General features: G+C 57.4%; 14 protein-coding genes and 2 tRNA genes. 7 read left to right on the forward strand and 9 right to left on the reverse strand.

What is annotated here, in order from left to right; translation table 11 throughout:
• The first annotated feature begins 206 nt into the window (after positions 1 to 206).
• The gene (locus AC1UK9_RS15190; RefSeq protein ID WP_482577851.1) at positions 207 to 1,298 is read left to right on the forward strand and encodes an acyltransferase family protein; all 1,092 of its coding nucleotides are present in this window, start codon (positions 207 to 209) and stop codon (positions 1,296 to 1,298) included.
• A gap of 365 nt (positions 1,299 to 1,663) precedes the next feature.
• Here the strand turns inward: AC1UK9_RS15190 and AC1UK9_RS15195 are convergent, their stop codons facing one another.
• From AC1UK9_RS15195 to AC1UK9_RS15230, 8 genes are all read right to left on the reverse strand, one after another.
• The gene (locus tag AC1UK9_RS15195) at positions 1,664 to 2,074 is read right to left on the reverse strand and encodes a hypothetical protein (RefSeq protein WP_049828038.1); all 411 of its coding nucleotides are present in this window, start codon (positions 2,072 to 2,074) and stop codon (positions 1,664 to 1,666) included.
• A gap of 22 nt (positions 2,075 to 2,096) precedes the next feature.
• Positions 2,097 to 2,170, reverse strand: a tRNA-Cys gene (locus AC1UK9_RS15200).
• A 46-nt stretch (positions 2,171 to 2,216) separates the two neighbouring features.
• Positions 2,217 to 2,292: transfer RNA gene (locus AC1UK9_RS15205), tRNA-Gly, on the reverse strand.
• A 60-nt stretch (positions 2,293 to 2,352) separates the two neighbouring features.
• Complete coding sequence (gene pgsA / locus AC1UK9_RS15210; protein ID WP_025112503.1) at positions 2,353 to 2,913, reverse strand: CDP-diacylglycerol--glycerol-3-phosphate 3-phosphatidyltransferase; 561 nt, start codon at positions 2,911 to 2,913, stop codon at positions 2,353 to 2,355.
• A gap of 32 nt (positions 2,914 to 2,945) precedes the next feature.
• Positions 2,946 to 4,769, reverse strand: coding sequence for an excinuclease ABC subunit UvrC (gene uvrC, locus AC1UK9_RS15215; RefSeq protein WP_473015887.1), 1,824 nt, complete (start codon positions 4,767 to 4,769; stop codon positions 2,946 to 2,948).
• Between the two features lie 2 nt (positions 4,770 to 4,771).
• Complete coding sequence (gacA, locus tag AC1UK9_RS15220) at positions 4,772 to 5,413, reverse strand: response regulator transcription factor GacA (RefSeq protein ID WP_024012761.1); 642 nt, start codon at positions 5,411 to 5,413, stop codon at positions 4,772 to 4,774.
• 127 nt (positions 5,414 to 5,540) lie between these two features.
• Positions 5,541 to 5,984, reverse strand: a complete 444-nt coding sequence (locus tag AC1UK9_RS15225; RefSeq protein ID WP_482577852.1) for a GNAT family N-acetyltransferase — start codon at positions 5,982 to 5,984, stop codon at positions 5,541 to 5,543.
• Positions 5,981 to 6,742 carry a carbon-nitrogen hydrolase family protein gene (locus AC1UK9_RS15230; RefSeq protein WP_482577853.1) on the reverse strand — a complete coding sequence of 254 codons (762 nt, stop codon included), beginning with the start codon at positions 6,740 to 6,742 and terminating at the stop codon, positions 5,981 to 5,983. The genes AC1UK9_RS15225 and AC1UK9_RS15230 overlap by 4 nt, the downstream gene beginning before the upstream one ends.
• 616 nt (positions 6,743 to 7,358) lie before the next feature.
• Here AC1UK9_RS15230 and AC1UK9_RS15235 point away from each other — a divergent pair.
• Positions 7,359 to 8,435, forward strand: coding sequence for a 3-deoxy-7-phosphoheptulonate synthase (locus AC1UK9_RS15235; RefSeq protein WP_482577854.1), 1,077 nt, complete (start codon positions 7,359 to 7,361; stop codon positions 8,433 to 8,435).
• Positions 8,436 to 8,508: 73 nt separating this feature from the next.
• Here AC1UK9_RS15235 and AC1UK9_RS15240 read toward each other — a convergent pair whose 3' ends face one another.
• Positions 8,509 to 9,687 (reverse strand): hypothetical protein, encoded by a 1,179-nt coding sequence (locus tag AC1UK9_RS15240; protein ID WP_482577855.1) that lies wholly within the window; start codon positions 9,685 to 9,687, stop codon positions 8,509 to 8,511.
• Between the two features lie 337 nt (positions 9,688 to 10,024).
• On the opposite strand from AC1UK9_RS15240, the gene AC1UK9_RS15245 reads away from it, so the two are divergent.
• From AC1UK9_RS15245 to AC1UK9_RS15265, 5 genes are all read left to right on the forward strand, one after another.
• The gene (locus tag AC1UK9_RS15245) at positions 10,025 to 10,894 is read left to right on the forward strand and encodes an esterase/lipase family protein (protein ID WP_482577856.1); all 870 of its coding nucleotides are present in this window, start codon (positions 10,025 to 10,027) and stop codon (positions 10,892 to 10,894) included.
• A 96-nt stretch (positions 10,895 to 10,990) separates the two neighbouring features.
• Positions 10,991 to 11,272, forward strand: coding sequence for a peptidylprolyl isomerase (locus AC1UK9_RS15250; RefSeq protein WP_007912303.1), 282 nt, complete (start codon positions 10,991 to 10,993; stop codon positions 11,270 to 11,272).
• 134 nt (positions 11,273 to 11,406) lie between these two features.
• Positions 11,407 to 13,275 carry an extracellular solute-binding protein gene (locus AC1UK9_RS15255; RefSeq protein ID WP_482577857.1) on the forward strand — a complete coding sequence of 623 codons (1,869 nt, stop codon included), beginning with the start codon at positions 11,407 to 11,409 and terminating at the stop codon, positions 13,273 to 13,275.
• Positions 13,275 to 14,336 (forward strand): microcin C ABC transporter permease YejB, encoded by a 1,062-nt coding sequence (locus AC1UK9_RS15260; RefSeq protein WP_482577859.1) that lies wholly within the window; start codon positions 13,275 to 13,277, stop codon positions 14,334 to 14,336. The genes AC1UK9_RS15255 and AC1UK9_RS15260 overlap by 1 nt, the downstream gene beginning before the upstream one ends.
• Positions 14,336 to 15,358, forward strand: coding sequence for an ABC transporter permease (locus tag AC1UK9_RS15265; RefSeq protein WP_473015895.1), 1,023 nt, complete (start codon positions 14,336 to 14,338; stop codon positions 15,356 to 15,358). The genes AC1UK9_RS15260 and AC1UK9_RS15265 overlap by 1 nt, the downstream gene beginning before the upstream one ends.
• Positions 15,359 to 15,361 lie beyond the last annotated feature (3 nt).

Raw genomic sequence — 15,361 nt, forward strand, 5'->3', positions numbered from 1 at the left:
CGCAAGTCAACAAACCAGCACGTAAAAACCTTACTGATTGGTATCAATCGCGACCTCCCTCACCCCTTGAATCCACCGTGCGCTGGAGGGCGACTTAACAATTTTCAGCGAGACATCACAAATCCAAAAAAATTCCGTAACAATTCAGTTACATTTTTTATACAAATCTGTACCATGCCGCGCAAAAAACAACAACAAGGAACTGGATGATGGGATTCTTCCGACTAATACTGGCATTGGCAGTATTCATCGACCACGCACATGAAATTCTAGGACGAGAGATTTCAGTAACCCACCAAAGTACAAACATTTTCATTTGGTCAGGGCACGCAGTTTTTGCATTTTTTATTTTGTCTGGCTTTTACATTTCAATGGTGATCACAGAGAAATACTCAAAGCTAAGCAATGGCGCCGGTAAGTTTTACCTTAACCGAGCTCTAAGACTTTATCCTGTCAACTGGCTGATGCTTATACTCTTTGCATGGCTGATACTCTCAACGGGTGAAAAATCATTTCTGGTTTTCGACACCGAACCAGGAAAAGAGTGGCTCATGCCGGTCGCTCTTTTTTGTAATGCCTTTTTCTTTGGCGCCGAACTCATTCCTTTCTCCACACCGGAGAACTGGAACTATGTCATCGGCCCTGTATGGTCCCTCAGCCTGGAACTGTATTTTTACGTCCTTGCACCATTCATTGTTACCAGATCACTCAAAACGATACTCGCCTTGACGATGGCCGGAGTAATACTGAGGATCACCCTTTACGCCCTGGATTTCCCCGTCGTCCCTTGGAGATATTTCTTCTTCCCATCGTCGATAGCCTTCTTCATGCTCGGCGTATTGGCCTACAGGTTGTATATCGAAGCCAAAAACAAATCCTGGGTCATAATGGCCGGAAAGATTTCTGCATTAGCTTTAATTGTTTTCATAGTCACCCCTCAACTCTGGACAAGCGGCGATCAGGACGCTCCGCTCTCCTGGTTGTTTTACTTGACTGTTTTTGTCTGCACGCCCTTCTTGTTTGAGCTTACAAAAAAATCAAAGATCGACAGGATTACCGGCCAGCTCGCGTACCCGGTATACCTCGGACATTTTGTCGTAATGTCCGTGGTACTGCATTACTACGAAGGCGAATTGGATAAATCAGTTGTCTCCCTAATCGGCACTTTCTTGTTTGCCTTTATCGCCTATTATGCAGTGGACATTCCAATCGAGAGAATTCGCTTGGTAATCTCGAAAACAAACAACGCAAAAGAATTGAATACTCTGAATCAAGTCATTTCAAGAGTTGCAACATAGAAACGCCCACCAAGGCAGAAGGAAGGAGCATTAGCAACTCCTTCCCTCTGCCTCTATCGCATCAAATTCAAAAGCGTCTAGACGAGCACTGTGCGATCTTTTCTATGCATCCTGCACGACCAGCCATGCCCCCATGAGCTGAAGCCAGCCGCACACGCATTTAAAAAAAGCCAGAGCCCGATGCCTTCTATAATGCGGCGCAGAGAGGATGAAATCCGACGCAAGGAAATGGCGATGCCTGTCTGGAACGCCATTGAGGAAATAAACGAGGAGCTACGCAACCCGACTCTAAACACTCATGCGCTTGAGGCACATCAAGCACTTTAGAGTCCACGCAGAAGCGACACAGGACCAAGGCCGCAAGGTTATTTCCCCTCTATAGCCTTGAACTGCTCCCAAGCCCCCATCAACTCTTTCTGAGCGCTGTCGACGTGGGGGTAATTCAGTTTTACATATTTACTGTAGCGCTGAATAAGCTCTCTGGAAGCGTCACACAAAGTATCGTGATCAATACCAAGCTCGGCAGCCGCGCCAAACGCTGCGACAAGCGCCTGCTCCAACGCAATTTCACGATCAGATATCACCACCGCCCCCTCACTCAACCTCAATTTGAATACAAATCGTACCGAAAACGACATCAAATTGCCACGTTTGCGACCACCACCGATCATCGAGATCGGAATCCACATCAGCATGCCTGCCAAGTTGCGGAGCATATGAGAAAAATTGCGGAACACCCGACTTTCTTGCAGGCAATAAAAAACCCCGTAGATCATTGATCTACGGGGTTTTTAAGAGTGGAGGCCGAGGTCGGAATCGAACCGGCGTAGGTGGATTTGCAATCCACTGCATAACCATTTTGCTACTCGGCCTCAAACGATCGCTGCTTAGTAGCACAACAACAACCGCGTACAAACTTGGAGCGGGAAACGAGACTCGAACTCGCGACCCCGACCTTGGCAAGGTCGTGCTCTACCAACTGAGCTATTCCCGCTTGGTGTGGCGCATTCTATAGATTTCAGAAGCCCCGTCAACCCTTTGATTCAAAAAAGTTTTATTTCTTTTCAACGTCGGTTTTCAGATGCGGCCAGGCAGCCCGCAAGTATTGAACCATCGACCACAATGTCAGGCCTGCCGAGATCAGCAACAAGGCGTAACCCAGGAAGACCCAGAAGCTGAAGTCACGAGGGTTGGCCAGCAGGATCACCAGCGCCAGCATCTGGGCGGCGGTTTTCCACTTGCCGAGATTGGACACCGCCACATGAGCGCGGGCACCGAGTTCGGCCATCCATTCACGCAAGGCCGATACGACAATCTCGCGGCCAATGATGACGGCAGCAGGAAGTGTCAGCCACAGGTTGCCGTGTTCCTGTACCAGCAGCACCAAAGCCACTGCCACCATCAGTTTGTCGGCGACCGGATCGAGGAACGCACCGAACGGCGTGCTTTGTTCCAGGCGACGGGCCAGATAGCCATCCAGCCAGTCAGTCGCCGCCGCAAAGGCGAATACCGAGGCGGAAGCCATGTAACTCCACTGGTAAGGCAGGTAAAACAGCAAAATGAAGATCGGGATGAGCAGGACGCGGAGAACGGTAATCAGATTAGGGATATTCATCGGCACAACTGGCTACGAGGTGAGTTGGCATTCTACTCGCTATGCAGGTTTGCATAAATCGACTCTGCGAGCTTTTTACTGATCCCCGGTGCTTTGGCGATCTCTTCGATGCTTGCACGAGATAGCTCCTGCAATCCACCAAAATGTTTCAACAAGTCGCGGCGCCGGGTAGGCCCGACGCCTGCAACGCCTTCAAGTGTCGACGTGCGGCGGGTTTTACCGCGGCGCGCGCGGTGTCCGGTAATCGCGAACCGGTGGGCTTCGTCGCGAATCTGCTGGATCAGATGCAGTGCCGGCGAGTCGCCCCGCAGAGTGAACTCGTGCGCAGCATCATTAAGATACAAAGTCTCGAAACCAGCCTTACGTGTTGCTCCTTTCGCCACACCCAAGAGAATGAGATCAGGCACCGCCAGTTCGTTCAGCACGTCACGCGCCATCGACAGCTGCCCCTTGCCGCCGTCCACCAACAGGATGTCCGGCAATTTGCCCTCCCCGTCCTTCAGTTTACTGAAGCGGCGGGTCAATGCCTGGTGCATGGCGGCATAGTCATCGCCTGCAGTGACGCCTTCAATGTTGTAGCGACGGTAATCGGACTTGATCGCGCCTTCCGGGCCGAACACGACACAGGAGGCAACGGTCGCCTCACCACTGGAATGACTGATGTCATAGCACTCCAGGCGCTGCGGCGGCTCATCCAGGTTCAACACTTCGGCGAGCGCATCGAAGCGCGCGGCCGTGTGTTGGCGGTTGGCCAGGCGCGCGCCCAGCGCCTGCTCGGCATTGGTGACCGCCAATTGCTGCCAACGCGCCCGCGTGCCACGTACCCGAAGACTGATGGTCAATTCTCGACCGCGTAACTCGTGGATGGCTTCGATCAACGCCGTTGCGTCTTCTGGAACCACGTTGACGATCAACTCGCTCGGCAAGTCGCGCTCCGGACTGCTGATGAAGTACTGGCCAAGGAACGCGGCCATGACTTCAGCAACGTCTTCCTCAATACCCACCTGCGGAAAGAAGTTCTTGCTGCCCAGCACACGCCCGCCGCGCACACTGATCAAATGAACGCAGGCGCCGCCCGGGTTGACGAAGGCAGCAATGACGTCGATGTCGCCGGTGCCGCCCTCCATGCTTTGCTGATCCTGAACCCTGCGCAGTAAGGCAATCTGGTCGCGCAACTCGGCAGCACGCTCGAACTCCAGATTGATTGCTGCCTCTTCCATCGCCGTAGAAAGCTCATTGGTCAGTGCGTGACTGCGGCCCTCAAGAAACATCACCGAATGGCGAACATCCTCGGCATACACCTCAGGTTCGACCAGGCCGACACAAGGCGCTTTGCAGCGCTTGATCTGATATTGCAGACACGGGCGTGTGCGGTTCTTGTAGTAACTGTCTTCGCACTGACGGACGAAAAAGGTTTTTTGCAACAGGCTGAGGCTTTCGCGGATGGCCCCGGCGCTCGGGTATGGGCCGAAATACTTGCCCTTGGCTTTCTTTGCACCGCGGTGGATGCTCAGCCGCGGAAATTGACCGTCGGAAAGAAACACATAGGGGTAGGACTTATCGTCGCGCAACAGAATGTTGTACGGCGGGCGCCACTCCTTGATCAGGGTCTGCTCAAGCAGCAACGCTTCGGTTTCGTTGGCGGTGATGGTCGTTTCGACCTGCGCGATACGCCCGACAAGCGCAGCAGTCTTCGGCGCCAGTCCGGTCTTGCGGAAGTAGCTGGCAAGGCGCTTCTTGAGGTTCTTGGCCTTGCCGACGTACAGCAGGCGCGCCTCGCTGTCGAACATGCGATAGACGCCGGGACGCCCACTGACAGTCGCCAGGAAGGCGCCGGAATCGAATGTTTCAGTCATGATCAGGCGCTGGCATCAACCATGCCGTGGCGCACAGCCAGCAACGTCAACTCGACATCACTGCTGATCGACAGCTTTTCGAAGATCCGATAGCGATAGGTGTTCACCGTTTTCGGCGACAGGCAAAGTTTGTCGGAAATGATCTGTACCTTCTGGCAGCCGACAATCATCAATGCGATCTGGATTTCCCGTTCGGACAGAGCATCGAACGGCGAATCGTTGGTCGGCTGAAACGACTTGATCGCCAGTTGCTGGGCGATCTGCGGGCTGATGTAACGCTGCCCGGCAAATACCAGCCGAATGGCCTGGACCATTTCCGGCAACCCGGCGCCCTTGGTCAGATAACCGGCGGCACCGGCCTGCAACAGGCGTGTAGGAAACGGATCTTCCTCACATACCGTCACGGCGACGACCTTGATGTCCGGATGGCTGCGCAACAGCTTGCGCGTCGCCTCAAGACCACCGATACCGGGCATCTTGACGTCCATCAGGACCACATCGGGTTTCAACTCACGGGCCTTGATCAGGGATTCTTCCCCGGATTCGGCCTGGCCAACCACCTGCAAGCCATCGATATCGGCCAGCATACGTGTAATGCCTGTACGAACGAGATCATGGTCATCGACCACTAGCACCCTAATCAAGCAGACACCTCGCGAAATGGTCTTATTGGGATGCCCGACACCTTAGCAAAAAGTGCCAGACAGACCTAGCGGCAAGCAGCATTTAAAAAGTTTCAATTCATCATCGAAGGCTTGCCAGCCGTGGGTTTCAGAGCACAGGTGTACCGAATTCGAGCTGCATCCTCAGGAAACACTCGTCCTCGCCGCACACCTTCAAGCCTTTTCTCTTATACAGGCTTTGCGCCGGATTATTTTTGAATACGGTCAAACGCAACGCCGGGAACCCTTCAGTGCGGGCCATCACGATAACCTGATCAAGCGCCCAGGATCCTGCACCCTGACCGCGAAAGGCTTCAGTCACTTGCAACTCGCGTATGTACAGTGCCCGGCGATCCCGACTGAGACTGAAGAATCCCACGGCGACTTCAGCACGCATGATCACCCAGTTGTCACGCCCGGACCAGGCAACATCAAACGCTTCGTCCTGCCAAAGCAGGTCGTGATCAATGTAATAGCGCAGCATGTTCCGACACGCCAGGTCACGGGCAAATGCCGTGTCATTCGGTTGCGCGCGACGCAAACTGTAGCTCATTGCGCGATCGTCACTGGCACCACCTGCCCCTGCCATCCATCGGCGTCACGCCGAGCGACCACCAACAACTCTCCAGGCCCGGGCGCGGCAACGATCAACGCCCCGATTTCAGACCAGAACGCGCTGCGCCCTGCTGACTGCCACCCACCCGTGAGCCCGGCATGATTGGCCACCAGCACCGCCATCGAGTGCTTTTCCGCGTAGCCCTGTAGCAGCGCGCTGTCCGCGCCATAGCCGCTTTCCCCAATCAGCACACCTGCGGCGTACAGGTCGGCACCAAGACCAGCAGCCGCTGCCGCGTGGCTGGCGTGGGAAAAATCAGCACAGACCGCCAGTGACACGGTATCGCGGACTATTCGAAGGGTCGAGCCACCGGTGCCAGGCGCAAAGAAACGCTCTTCGCCAGCGTGCAGATGCTGTTTGCTGTAAACCTCAAGAGAGCCGTCCTTCGCTAACGTTAACGCACCAATCAATACCTGCGAACTTCCCTTCAGACGAATCGGCATACCGACGACAGCACTGATGCCCAGTTCTCGGGCGTAATCGCGCAGGGGTTGCAGCACCGCGTCCAGCGGATCGATCGCCATGTCTGCGGCAAGCTGGCCTTCGTAGCCTGTCAGGGACAGTTCCGGGAACACCAGAAGCTCGACACCCTGCTCCGCCGCTGCGGCCATGAAGCGCAAATGAGCGGTGATGTTCGCGGCCAGATCACCTGCAACGGAAAACGATTGGGCTGCTGCGACAGTGAAAACCGACATGACTCTTCCTTGGACTCTGACAAAACACCCAGTGTGTCACAACGCCTTCAGCACTCAAGCGATAGGTCACACGCTGAATGAGCGATAGCAATTTCTGATTGCTCAGGCGCACGGGCCTCTAGTAAGCTCGGCGCATTCATCGGAGACAGACCATGTTCAACGCCCTCTCACAGCTTTGTGCCGACAGCGCCCCGCGCTCGGTTGCGGCTGCCCGGGTGAATGACGTTTGCGCTCCAGCCAGCTTTTATTTTGGGTATTGGTTTAGCCACTGGCGCGCCTGATACCCACACGGCGCCCATGTAAACGGGTCGCCTACCAGAGAATTCTCAACCCCCGGTCGGCCTCCCGACCGGGGGTTTTGTTTTTTCAGGCCCACACTTTTTCAGCAACACACCAGACACTTTGAGGATTTACGCCATGAACTACGCCACTTATTACCGTTACGACAGTTTTACCGCCTGGCGATTTACCAGCCTCCGCTCGGGACAGCCTGCCGCCTCCGATCGGTCACCCACAGGTGGCAAGCACACACACGTAGCCAATACGGCCAATTGTCGAACACCCCAGTAGGGCCGAGTGAGCGGGAAGCCCCGCCACCAGCCCAGGAATCCCGAATATGAACTCGTCTGTTTCTGCTCTGCCACTGTCCACCCTCAATTCTGCCAACGAAGCGCTGACCCTGCGCCTGCCCAGCTCGCTGCAGCTCAAGCAGCAATTGCCGCTGAACAATGCTCTCGCCCAGCAAGTCGCCGCCCACCGCCAGGCGATTCGCGCGATTCTCGATGGTGAAGACCAGCGCCTGCTGATTGTCGTCGGCCCATGCTCGATTCACGACCCGCGCTCCGCGCTGGAATATGCCGAAAAACTTGCCCGATTGGCACAGGACGTCAGCGACGAAATGCTGCTGGTCATGCGTGCCTATGTCGAAAAACCACGCACCACGGTCGGCTGGAAAGGCTTGGCTTATGACCCACATCTGGACGGCAGCGATGACATGGCCGCAGGTCTGACCCTGTCGCGCGAATTGATGCTCGAGATGGTCCGTCTGGGACTTCCCATCGCCACCGAACTGCTGCAGCCAATGGCTGCCGGCTACTTCGACGACCTGCTTGGCTGGGTTGCCATCGGCGCACGTACGACCGAATCGCAGATCCACCGGGAAATGGCCAGCGGTCTGAGCATGCCCGTAGGTTTCAAGAACGGCACCGACGGTGGCGTGACCGTAGCCGTCGACGCCATGCGTTCGGCTGCCCATCCACATCGGCACTTCGGCGTCGACAGCCAAGGCCACCCGGCGATCATCCAGACCCCGGGCAACCCCGACACTCACCTGGTACTGCGCGGTGGTCATCATGGGCCGAACTATGATCGCGAAAGCGTGGCCCGGGTACATGCCGACTTGACCCGCCTGAAGATTCCAGGCCGGATCATGGTCGACTGCAGTCACGCCAACAGCGGCAAGGATCCACTGCGCCAGCCCCACGTATTCAACGAGGTGCTCGAGCAACGCTTGCAAGGTGATCGCTCCTTGATCGGCATGATGATCGAGTCCCATCTGTTCGAGGGTTGCCAACCTTTGAGCCCTGCCCTGCGCTATGGCGTATCGGTCACCGACGGCTGCCTGGGATTCAGCGCGACGGAACAGTTGCTGTCGAGCGCAGCCGAACGTCTTCGGGCACGCCCTCAGGCCTGATGCTCTGAACGACCTTTGCGGCGAGCCAGCATCCCGCAAAGGCTGAACTGTCACTCGGAACTTCAACCCAGGCTTACGCCCGCACCCGGATACGGGTAACGCCGGAAGCCTGGCTGACGTCATCCAGCCGCTCCACCGAGTAGGACACCTGCACCACGGTTTCCCGATGCTCTCGCCAGAATCGGTGAGGCACGATGAATACCAGTGGCTGACCGGCAGTTTCCCGAGTGATATCACGATCATCGCGATGACCGAAATACTCCCCGTCGCACTTGAGATACACCAACTCCCCTTCCTCTGCATGCGGATCAGTGATCACCACGGTCACGCCGTCCACAGCATCTTCTGCGCCCAGTTCGCCGCCTTGCGCTTCCAGCACCTGCGGCGCCGGCAGATCGCCACGAATCAACGGTGCGATCAGAATTCGGGAAGTTGCGGAGTCCCTCACCTGTCCATCCATTGACTCGACTTGGTATCTGACCATTACCGCTTGAGTGGAACAGGCCGCGATGCGGTCGGCAGCAACCCAGAAAGACAGCGCCTCACCGACAGCAAACTGCTCCACAGTCACTACATCTTTGAACACCGACTCTGGTGCGGCGCCTTGCCAGGACAGCGTGACCCGATCACTCGCAGCCATGCGCGCATAAGGTCGCACGGTGACGCTCGTGCCGTGCGGCACACGAACGGGATCAAGTGTGCCACCCACCGTTTCTTCGATGATCGGTGCAAGCAACTCGGGTTCTGGATCGCCTACATCCAGTTGCAGGCGACAGGATGACACCGGTTCGGAAAGGGCCACGCTATATAGCGTCCAGTAAAGCTCCAGCGAACCGCGCTCCAGCGCTGCGACGTGTACGCCTTTTATGGCAAACACGATTTCCTTGCCCACTTGCCCATCGCTGACAGAGCGCGAGGCCTCATGCCGATAGGGCAATCCTTCGTCATCGATCCCGTGCCAACTCAATACCAGTCTGTCGCCGCTCATCATGTTCGGGTAAGGCGCAACCCTGACGAATGCGTTGCCCAGCGAAGGATCAAGCATTCCCTGCTCCAGGACCTCAAGCATCGGAGCAGGCAGGCACAAGATCGACGTTGGCGCAGCCAGGCAGGCGGGGTGATAGCTGAATTCGAGGCTACCTCCGTCCACCTTAAAATTCAGATGACCACAGCCATCGCTATCAATCGACAAGGGAGATGTATTGGCTATCGGCTTTACAGAAGAGTCGTCATTGGCTTCGTACATAGACATTCGTGGCTCCATTCCTTGGATAGAACGCCGCCATCAAGGCCGCGTCGAACGAAACCCATTGAACATCATCCAGCGAATCCTCGAAGTCAGCCCTGAGCCTTGCGAACCGGGGGTAAACACACCGCATGACGTAGGCATCCGGCAGCGTTTTGGTAGAAACAGGGCAAAAGATTGCCAAATGTTCCGACTCCCCCCTCAAGCAGAATCGAAAAATCGCACAGTTTTTTGTCCAGTTTCCTCACGAACAGGCGGACTTTTCAGACATCGCCCGCCCGTAGGCCTGTTTTACAGTGGCACGCATCAACCACTGACAAACATCTGCAAAAGAGGCAGGAACATGCAACGGAATGCGACAACACGCTACCCCATCCTTTTGGTCCATGGCCTGTTCGGCTTTGACCGTATCGGTCATTTCGAGCTTTTTCATGATGTCAAGCAAGCACTGCGGGAAGCTGGCGGCCAGGTGTTCGTGCCACAGCTGTCTGCTACCCATGACAACGAAGTACGCGGCCAGCAATTAATCTGGCAGATCGAACGCGTGCTGCAAGGCACCGGTGCCGGCAAGGTCAACCTGATCGGGCATAGCCAAGGCGCGCTGGCCTGCCGCTACGCCGCTGCCCTGATGCCGGAGAACGTGGCCTCAGTGACATCCGTCAGCGGCCCCAACCACGGTTCGGAACTGGCTGACGCTTTACGCATGGCGCTGATTCCGGGAAGCCTGCCGGAGCAGGTGGCAGAGCAGGTTGCAACGCAATTCGCTGACTTTCTCTCGTTGCTCAGCGGTCAACCGGCGATGCCACGCAACGCCGTGGCGGCACTCAACGCCCTGACAACTGCGGGCGTCGGCGAATTCAATCGCAAATACCCTCAAGGCCTGCCCTCGACTTTGGGTGGTCACGGCGCGGAATGCGTCAATGGCGTCCACTACTATTCCTGGAGCGGCACGCTGCAAGGCGATTTGCTACAGACACTCGATCCGGTGAATGCGGTCTGCCGGGCATTGTCGGGACATTTTGCGATGGAAGCCGGGCAGAACGACGGTTTCGTCGGTCGTTACAGCTCGCATCTGGGCACGGTCATCCGCTCCGACTACCCTTTCGATCACCTCGCCAGCCTGGGTCACCCCCGCGGTCTGCGAAAACGCGACGATGATCCGGTCGAACTGTATGTCGAGCACACGATGCGCCTGAAGGCTGCACAGCTGTAGGCACGTGCCAATGTACCGAGCGGAACTTTGCCGAGAAATCGCTTACTGAATCCGGTAGGCTCCACACTTTACTGAAATAGATTGGAGAGTTTCCCCATGGCCAAAGCCACTGCCCGCCACATCCTGGTTTCCAGCGAAGACAAGTGCAACGAACTCAAGGCCCAGATCGAAGGCGGTGCTGATTTCGCCGAAGTCGCCAAAGCCAACTCCACCTGCCCGTCCAGCCGTCAGGGCGGCGATCTGGGTTCGTTCGGTCCTGGCCAGATGGTCAAGGAATTCGACACCGTGGTATTCAGCGCGCCGATCAACGTCGTGCAAGGCCCGGTGAAGACCCAGTTCGGTTATCACCTGCTCGAAGTCACCAGCCGCCAGGACTGATCCGTCGCCTGATTGCTGTCCAACGGCCCGCCTTTTGGTGGGCCGTTGTGTTTCGGTTACAGGATACGGCTGGCGGCTGACGCACCGCTCGCGTACAAATTGCGCTTATCGATCACCCGGCTTTAAGGCTGACAATGCGACTGGCTTTCCCTTCTCTGCTGTTCACTGCCGTGGCCCTGCTGTTGGGCGCCGCTGGTGTGGACGCCACCCCGCAACACGCGTTGACCGTCTATGGCGAACCTGCCAAATACCCGGCCGGTTTCAGCCACTTCGACTACACCAATCCGCAGGCGCCCAAGGGCGGCACCCTGCGCCGTTCGGCGATAGAGATCGGTCACTTCGATCACATCCTTCCGTACATCGACAAAGGCATCGGCGTCACGCAGATTGACGGCATGCTTTATTCGCCGCTGGCCCAGCGTTCGATGGACGAGCCGTACACCGTCTACGGCCTGGTGGCGCAAAAGATGGAGCGCGCTGAAGACGGGTTGTCCCTGCGCTTCTTTATCAACCCCAAAGCGCGCTTCGCCGATGGCACACCGATCACCGCCGAAGACGTGCGCTACACCTATGACTTGTTGATGACCCAGGGCAGCCTGCGCTATCGCACGCAATTCGCCGACGTCAAAGGCGTCGAAGTGGAAACGCCACTGACCGTGCGTTTCGACTTCAAGAGCAATGAGAATCGTACCTTGCCGCTGGACATCGCCACCCTGCCGGTGTTTCCCGAACATTGGTGGAAAACCCGCGACTTCGCTGGTGGCGGCGGCTACGAGCCGCCACTGGGCAGCGGCCCGTACCGGGTGGGCAAGGTCGACTCCGGCCGCAGCATCACTTTTGAGCGCAACCCCGACTGGTGGGGCAAGGACCTGCCGGTCAGTCGCGGCCTGTACAACTTCGATCACTTCAGCATCGAGTACTTCGGCGACACCGATGTTGCCCGCCAGGTGCTGCGCGGCGGCGCCTATGACTACAACCGCGAGTTTTCCGCGACCGGCTACTCGATCGGCTACGACAGCCCGGCGCTGAGCGACGGCCGCTTGCAGAAAGCGCACCTCGCCACCGAAGCCCCGCAGTCGGCCCAGGGTTTCGTGTTCAATCTGCAAAAACCGATGTTCCAGGATCGCCGGGTGCGCCAAGCGCTGGCGATGCTCTGGGATTTTGAGTGGAGCAACCGGCAGATGATGCGCAACATGTACATCCGCCAGCAGAGTTACTTCTCCAACTCCGCGCTGGCCGCCCGCCAATTGCCGGATGCCGCAGAACTGAAGATCCTTGAATCGTTGCGCGGGCAGATTCCCGACGAAGTCTTCACCCAGGTCTTCGAAGCACCGAAAACCGATGGCAGCGGCTTGATCCGCGACAAACAGTTGCAAGCCCTGCAGTTGCTCGAACAGGCCGGCTGGAAACCTGATGGCGACCAACTGGTCAACGCCGAGGGCGAACCGTTGAGCTTCACCTTTCTGGTCAGCCAGAACGGCATGGACCGCCTGCTCCTGCCATATAAACGCACGCTGAAGCAGATCGGCATCGACCTCAATATCCGGCGCATCGACTCCTCGCAATACGTCAACCGCCTGATGAGCCGCGACTACGACATGATCGTCACCGGCTACCCGGTCACCACGTCACCGGGTGGCGAGTTGCTCAACTACTTCGGTTCGATTTCGGCCAACGACCCCGGCGCCAACAACTACATGGTGCTGAAGAATCCGGCGGTCGACAGCTTGATCAACGGCCTGATCCGCGCCTCGACCCAGAGCGACATGCTGCATTACGCCCATGCGCTGGACCGCGTGCTGCAGTGGAACTACTACTGGATCCCCAACTATTACCCGCCGGGCACTTCCACCGTCTGGTGGAACCGTTTCGGCATGCCGGCGATACAGGCCAGCAATGACGAAGCCATCGAGAGCTGGTGGGAGATCAGTAGCACGCCGCTGACCAACCAGCAGATGACCGCCGAGAAAATCGGCCGTGGCAGACCTGGAGGACCGCACTGATGTGGGCATACATTCTGCGGCGACTGTTGCTGATCATCCCGACGCTGGTGATCATCCTGCTGGTCAATTTCGTGATCATTCAGGCGGCTCCCGGCGGCCCGGTCGAACAGGCCATCGCCCATTTGCAGGGGATTGGCGGCACCGGCGTCGGCGGCAGTGCCAGCGAAACCATGAGCAGCACCTCGCGCGCCAGCCGTGGCCTTGATCCGCAACTGATCAAGGACATCGAAAAACAGTACGGTTTCGACAAACCGGCGCATGAACGCCTGTGGCTGATGCTCAAGAACTATGCGCAGCTGGATTTCGGCAAAAGCTTTTTCCGCGGTGCCACGGTGACTGACCTGATCCTCGAAAAAATGCCGGTGACCATCTCCCTCGGTCTGTGGGCGACGCTGATCACCTATCTGGTGTCGATCCCGCTGGGCATTCGCAAGGCGGTGCATCATGGCAGCCATTTCGACATCTGGAGCAGCACCGCGATCATCATCGGCTACGCGATGCCGGCGTTTCTGTTTGCGATGTTTCTGATCGTGGTGTTTGCCGGTGGCACCTCGCTGAACTGGTTCCCGGTGCGCGGGCTGGTCTCCGACAATTTCGAATCGCTGTCGACCCTGGGCAAGATCGCCGACTACTTCTGGCATCTGGTGTTGCCAGTGACGGCGCTGGTGATCGGCGGCTTCGCCACGTTGACGATCCTCACCAAAAACTCGTTCCTCAATGAAATCACCCGCCAGTATGTGGTCACCGCCCGCGCCAAAGGTCTGAGCGAACGCCGTGTGCTCTACGGCCATGTGTTCCGCAACGCAATGCTGCTGGTGGTGTCGGGGATTCCACAGGCGTTCATCAGCGTGTTCTTTGCCGGCTCGTTGCTGATCGAAGTGATCTTCTCCCTCGACGGTCTCGGCCGCATGAGTTACGAGGCTGCGGTTTCCCGGGACTACCCGGTGGTGTTTGGATCGCTGTTCATCTTCACGCTGTTCGGTCTATTGATAAAACTGATCGGCGACCTGTGCTACACCTTGGTCGATCCACGCATCGACTTCGCCGCGAGGAACGCCTGATGTTCAAGCTCTCGCCTCTGGGCCGTCGCCGTTTCACGCGATTCAAGAAAAACCGCCGTGGCTGGTGGTCGCTGTGGCTGTTCATCGGACTGTTCATCGTGACGCTGGGCGGTGAACTGATCGCCAACGACAAACCGCTGGTCGTCAGTTATCAGGGCCAGTTCTACTTCCCGGTGTTCAAGCGTTACACCGAGCAGGCGTTTGGCGGGCAACTGCCGTTCCAGGCCGACTACCGCAGTGATTATGTGCAGAAGCTGATCCGCAAGGACGGTGGCTGGCTGGTGTTTCCGCCGATTCCATTCAGCGATGACACGCCCAACTACGACCTCAATCAGCCCGCGCCGAGCCCACCTTCGACGGTCAACTGGCTGGGCACTGACGATCAGGCGCGCGACGTGTTGGCGCGGGTGATTTTCGGTGCTCGGGTATCGATCCTGTTTGCCTTGATGCTGACCGCCGTCAGCGCGCTGATCGGCATTGCCGCCGGCGCTCTGCAAGGCTATTACGGCGGCTGGGTCGATCTGCTCGGGCAACGCCTGCTGGAGGTCTGGAGCGGATTGCCAGTGTTGTACCTGCTGATCATCCTGTCCGGTTTCGTCGAGCCAAACTTCTGGTGGCTGCTGGGGATCATGGCGCTGTTTTCGTGGCTGGCCCTGGTGGACGTGGTGCGCGCCGAGTTCCTGCGCGGGCGCAACCTGGAATACGTCAAAGCAGCTCGTGCGCTAGGCCTGAGCGACCGCAAGGTGATTTTCCGACACATCCTGCCCAACGCCATGAACGCGACGTTGAGTTACTTGCCGTTCATTCTGACCGGGGCGATTTCCACCCTCACCGCCCTCGACTTCCTCGGCTTCGGCATGCCCGCTGGCAGTGCCTCGCTGGGCGAGTTGATCGGTCAGGGCAAACAGAACCTGCAAGCGCCGTGGCTCGGACTGACGGCGTTTTTCACGCTGGCGCTGATTCTTTCCCTGCTGGTGTTTATTGGCGAAGCGTTACGCGACGCGTTCGATCCACGATCCTGAAGT

The sequence above is a fragment of the Pseudomonas sp. AK-TSAG1-1 genome (genome assembly GCF_056821665.1).